Annotated in this window: 1 protein-coding gene; it reads right to left on the minus strand. The window is 45.7% G+C overall.

Annotated elements, in window-relative coordinates:
- On the minus strand, positions 1-1,007 hold a 1,007-nt coding region (locus tag ACKI5G_RS05165), incomplete at its 3' end, for a hypothetical protein (protein WP_407398280.1).
- Between the last annotated feature and the right edge of the window lie 36 nt (positions 1,008-1,043).

Genomic DNA, 1,043 nt, shown 5'->3' on the forward strand with positions numbered 1-1,043 from the left:
GCCTCCATAAAGCTGTCGATTTCATCCAAGGATTCCACCTTGATGCCCTTGGTGATATCATAGGCCGAAATAAAGGATGTCTTATCGCTTGCCGTACCATCAGTTACAAAACTGTTGCCGGCAATAACGGAGCTGGCAATATAATCATCCACATGCTTACCAAAGAGAGTTACCTTCTGCTTTTCTTCATCAAAGAACTCATCATCATTATGCGGACGCTGCTCGATCATACCACTGGCAACCTCCACCTTTGGCTGGCTGCTCAAATTGATGTTAAAGCGGGAATCCTCATCTAAACCGGAAGCCTTTATCATCATATTCTTAAGCACAGCCAAATACGGGTTGGCACTATTGAAGGTACCTCCTGTAAGCCAGGAGAAGATACGGGAACCATTACCACCCACAAAAATATCTGGTACATGATTTTCGGCATAAACTTCCTTGGCATGCAGTTCGCCCAACAAGCTGCCCAAATAGTAGAATATACCTGCCATGGCCATCTGGGACTGCTGGAGTACTTTCTTAACCTCTTCACGACCAGTGAGGTTCTTGAGGTTCTTAAGATATTCTTCGCTATGCTCCCGCAAATCGGCATCAATAATGGTCAAATACTTTTCCTGCTCGGCATCACTGCTATCTGGTAAATTCTTAACAAACAAGGAATAATTCTGATAGATTGGACGGAACAAATAGCGTCCGGCAAACTGAATGGAAGTATGATAAACAATCCGTCCTGGCTGGCCGCTAATAATGGAAATATCCGTAGTTCCGCCACCAATATCCAGGCAAATTGCCCCTTCGCTAAAGTTGGTGTCACTATGCCCCAGCTTATTGAAATAATACGCTGAAGCCTTGCTTTCTGGCCAAGGCTTAATGGTATCCATATCCCGATCTATTTCAAAGGAAGCATTATCGTAGGCATCGGTCACCGCTTCCTGACAGGTTGCCTCAAAGGCAAACTGCTGCTCCTTGGAAAAGGCCGTAGGGAAGGAGAAGTTCCACGTCAACTTATCTACTCCTCGCTGAGCGGCCTCAGCCAAGCT

Source organism: Anaerovibrio sp. (assembly GCF_045637405.1).
GTDB lineage: Bacteria > Bacillota > Negativicutes > Selenomonadales > Selenomonadaceae > Anaerovibrio.